4 protein-coding genes and 1 pseudogene are annotated in these 4386 nt (G+C 26.7%); 3 read left to right on the top strand and 2 right to left on the bottom strand.

Translation table 11 applies throughout. The features are described 5' to 3' along the window. The 3 genes and pseudogenes from OYV_RS02970 to OYV_RS02980 form a co-directional block, all read left to right on the top strand. A pseudogene (locus OYV_RS02970) lies at nt 1-237 on the top strand (replicative DNA helicase); the annotation flags it as partial. Between the two features lie 26 nt (nt 238-263). After that, nucleotides 264-1589, top strand: a complete 1326-nt coding sequence (locus OYV_RS02975; RefSeq protein ID WP_042068208.1) for a toprim domain-containing protein — start codon at nt 264-266, stop codon at nt 1587-1589. A 159-nt stretch (nt 1590-1748) separates the two neighbouring features. After that, entirely contained in the window at nt 1749-2378 is a 630-nt protein-coding gene (locus tag OYV_RS02980; protein WP_042068209.1) for a hypothetical protein, read from the top strand. Between the two features lie 426 nt (nt 2379-2804). Here the strand turns inward: OYV_RS02980 and OYV_RS02985 are convergent, their stop codons facing one another. Together OYV_RS02985 and OYV_RS02990 are read right to left on the bottom strand one after the other, a co-directional pair. Further along, entirely contained in the window at nt 2805-3749 is a 945-nt protein-coding gene (locus tag OYV_RS02985) for an IS3 family transposase (protein WP_042068210.1), read from the bottom strand. A 235-nt stretch (nt 3750-3984) separates the two neighbouring features. Beyond that, the gene (locus OYV_RS02990; protein WP_052360411.1) at nt 3985-4287 is read right to left on the bottom strand and encodes a hypothetical protein; all 303 of its coding nucleotides are present in this window, start codon (nt 4285-4287) and stop codon (nt 3985-3987) included. Between the last annotated feature and the right edge of the window lie 99 nt (nt 4288-4386).

Here is a 4386-nt window from a genome sequence, read left to right on the forward strand (position 1 = left end):
ACTGAATTCCAACCCAAACTATCCAAAGACAAAGAAAAACCCATCAATATATATAATTCAACTTTAAATCAACTATATTTAGAATCGAAGGACAACGAAAATCAAAAAATAATCGAAATATGCATCAAAAAAAATCGTAGTGGAACTAAAAAAACCTTAATTTATCACTTCGAACTAACCACCCAAACCTTTCAAGAAATAGGTTATATTTTACCTTATCAAATAGAAACTTATTAATAAGTAAAAAAACAGGAGTAAAATAAATGAATTATCAAAATAAAATAAAACACATTCAAACACAATTCCCCATGTCAGTTTTATTAAAAAAACTAAACATTATATCCCCAAACTTCAACATTAAATATCGTTTCCCCTGCCCCATCCATCAAGGCCAAAACCCAACTTGTTGCCAAATAACTTCAGACAACAAAATTCATTGTTGGAAATGTTGTTGCGATTTTGATATTATTGATGTTTATATGGAAATAAGAGGAATTAAAACCTTCAATCTCGCCCTCGAAAGAATTAATAACTTTATGCAAACACAAGAATTTAAGACCTTAATCGAGCAACAAAACTTAACCCCTAATTCACTAACCAACCCCTTCAAATATCAATATTACCCCAAAAACGCATCAAATCCCACCGACGAAAAAGAAATTAATGCCAAAAAAACACAATTATTTAAAGAAATATCACCCTTATTTAACCAAATTAGAGATTATTATAACTATTTATTAACCTCTAACCGCAACAACGAATCACACCTAGGATTAGAATATTTAACCCAAAAACGAAAATTAAATCTAAAAACCATTCAAGAATTCAAACTAGGTTACGCCCCATTATCAGATAAACCATTATCTTTCCGTTTAATAAATTATTGTAAAAAGAAAAACATCGATATAACAAAATTAGTTGAATATGGTTTTATCAAAGAAAAAATCAATCAAAAAGACGCCAAATACTATCACGATACTTTTCATGGTTCCGTAATTATCCCTATCGAAAACGGTTATAAAAAAACATTCCATTTTTATCAAAACAACTTTCGCGAAGTTTCTTATTTCCAACCAAAATACAAATCCCTAAATAATTTCAGTCAAACTAACACTTTTCATTTCAGTTATCGTTTTTTTGAAGCTTTACCATATATCAAACAAACAAAAACCATAATCATTCATGAAGGATTTTTTGATGTAATTAGTTGTTATCAAAACAATATTAAAAATGTTGCAGGGTTAATTTGTGTCACCCAATTGCTTTCCCAATCCCAACTAGAAATCCTAAAAAAAGAAAATATAAAAGTCATTATTGCCTTAGATAATGATGAAACAGGACAAAAACGAAGTGAAGCGTTAGGAATACAACTCAAAGAAGCAAACATCATATACGAAATTAGACGCATTTTACCGCCTTACGACAAAACTTGCAAAGATGTTGATGATTTATTAAGACAATTTGGAAAACAAGCCTATCAAAAATGTTTTTTAGACCCTTATATCACCTATGAAGAGGCCAAAAAGAAAATCATAGTCGACTTAGCCGTTCATTTTTTCGGACAAGACAAAGTAGAAATAATTAATTAAATTAATGCTTTTTAAACCAATAATATTATATCTACATGTATAATAACATTAACATGCCCTCATAAACGCCCATATAACCCTAAATTTTGCGATTTTATTTTTCGCAAATTTAGGTTTTTTTTATTTTTATAACAAAAACAACACAAAAGGAGAAAAAATATGAAAAACAACACAAATCAAGAAATTAGAATAGGAGGTTGGGAAACAAAAACAACCCCCAACGATTTAGTACAAATCAAAAACTTTTTACAAACAATAAAACAAGAATTATTAAATATTACAATCATCTCGCATTCTAAAAAGAAAAACACCTACCAACAAGCAAATTACCGCCCCAAAAACCAAACTCTCTTTGTAGACCCTCAAATCTTAGATGAAATGAAGAAGTATAGAATAGAAATAATTAAAACTCACTCACCCGAAAGCGATAACAATATAACAACACTAACCAACCACACAAATCCCCCTAAAAGCCAAAATAATACCCTTAAAACGCATTTCCCTATCTTCCAAATTAATTATTACAATAAACAAAAAGACTACATTAAAGAATTAATAAGCAAAATCAACATAGACAAGTTAGATACTTTGAAATTATATAAATTAGATTCTCAAAAGCGAGATAAATACAACAATCCTATAAAAACAAACTATAAAAAAGGCCTAAATGTTATTTATTATCAGTTAGAAGATTTTAAACACATCAAAATATTTTTAACCAAAAATAAACAAGGATATCGGGTTAAAAAGATACACCCCATGTATAAATATATATCCAAAACCAAATAAATTCATACTAACATTTTTATAACACTTCACTAACAGTTTTATAACACTTCACTAACAGTTTTATAACACTTCACTAACAGTTTTATAACACTTTTGATAGTTAAATTTTCTTCCTAAACCCTAACTTTAAGAGGAGTGATATTTTATATATTATATCGATAATGATAATGATACTCGATATTTTATATTATCGTTGTATTATTTATCTATCATTATTATTTACGATATATAAATAATACCCTTTCCTTTCCGTTATTGAAAAAGAGTTTTTTTAAATTTCCACAATTAAACCAAAAGCCCTTAACGCGCTGAAGCGCTAACAAAACTAATAAGTATACACAAACAAAGAAAAGAAAAGAACCCCCCATTTCCGCGCGACTCCCTTTTTTTATAAATATAAAAGATAAAAAAATAAAATAAATAACATTAATTAGATAAAGATTTCAAATACCCCAAAGGAGACTGATAACCTAATTTAGCGAAAAGCCAATTTTTATTATAAAAAGAAATAAATTTCTTAACTTTTTTATTAATCATATCAAAAGAATCTAAAAATAATCGCGGTTCTTGTGTTTTCATAAAACCCTTCAAATTACTATAATAAGACTCAATTGCCGCATTATCATTGGGCGTAGCTTTGCGCGACATACTAATCAAAAAACCTCTATTATTTAAATAAGATTGAAATTTAATACTTTGATAAACTTTCCCTTGATCTGAGTGAATAATACAAGGCTCTTTTAATTTAGGTATTTTTTTAAAAGTTTTTTTAACTAATTCTAAATTAGGATTTTTACTAATAACCGATGCCAAAACTTGATTATTATACCCATCAATAATCGTTGAAACCCACAAATGCCCTTTAATGTTTGCAAAACAAGTCAAATCAGTGTATAATTTAGTTAATGGTTTATTAGTTTTAAAATTATTTTTAATTAAATTAGGTTGTTTTTTTGAAAATTCCTCATAAAATTTATTTTTGGAATTAGGTTGTTTCCATTTCATCAACCATTTATTTTTTTTCATAATTTTTAACACTAATTTATGATTAATATTGGTTTTAAAAACTCTTTGATAAAGAACGGTAATTTTTCGATAACCAAATGAAAAATAATTTTTTTGACATAAAATACCAATTCTTTCAATAATCAAAGAATTTGTGATTTTAGTTTTTTCTTTTTGTTTTTTATTTCTTTGCCAAGAATAATAAGTATTACGATTAATTTTCAATAATTTTAAAATTTTATAAATAAAAAAGTATTTTTGGTAAAATTTAACTAAGGTAAAAATAATATTTTCTAAATTAGGGTCGCTATAATCAATAACGGTTTGTAATAATTCAATTTCTTTTTTGTTATTTGTATTTCTCATCAAAAAAAACCACCTTTCATTTCTTACATTTTACCATCTAAATATTTTTTTTCAACAAAAACCTCAGAAACAACATAATTACGTAAAAAAATAATTTTATTTTCATTTTATATATGAGTTTTTGAGTTTTTTTACCTAACTATATAGTGTAAAGATAAAATTAAAAATTCATCTTTTGAACTCAAAAAAACCGAAAAAGACCGCACCCCATCGTTAAACAAATATTGCAATTTTTTTAATGTTTTTTTGATTTGAAAAGATGAGTAAATAAATGCTTAAATAAGAACTTCATTGTTAATTTTTTAACTCTAAAAAATGTGTGTAAAATGGGGTGCAGTCCGATTTTTTCTTGTTGAAGTTGGATTTCTAATAAGTTTTTTGTTTTGATGATTTCTTCAGGAGTTAGTTGTTGTGTTTCCGTTGTTTGGTTAGTTTCTTTTAATTCCTCACCAAGTAGTGGTGTTTGTTGGAGTTGTTCTTGTTGTAATAAGGTAGGTTCAGTTGTTGATTCAACTGAACCATTATCAGGGATTGTCAAGGTTACCAGTTTCTTTTTCTTCTGTTATTTTTTCTTTTTGAGTTGTTTCTTCTGTTGTTGTTTCTTCTTGAATTGTTTCTGTTTTATCTTCGTTATTAT

It is taken from the genome of 'Chrysanthemum coronarium' phytoplasma (genome assembly GCF_000744065.1).
GTDB classification, from domain to species: Bacteria; Bacillota_I; Bacilli_A; order Acholeplasmatales; family Acholeplasmataceae; genus Phytoplasma; species Phytoplasma asteris.

Excerpts from the sequence above, each read along its gene's own strand:
- OYV_RS02985 (WP_042068210.1), bottom strand. The coding sequence starts at position 3,749 with ATGAGAAATACAAATAACAAAAAAGAAATTGAATTATTACAAACCGTT.
- OYV_RS02975 (WP_042068208.1), top strand. The coding sequence starts at position 264 with ATGAATTATCAAAATAAAATAAAACACATTCAAACACAATTCCCCATG.
- OYV_RS02980 (WP_042068209.1), top strand. The coding sequence starts at position 1,749 with ATGAAAAACAACACAAATCAAGAAATTAGAATAGGAGGTTGGGAAACA.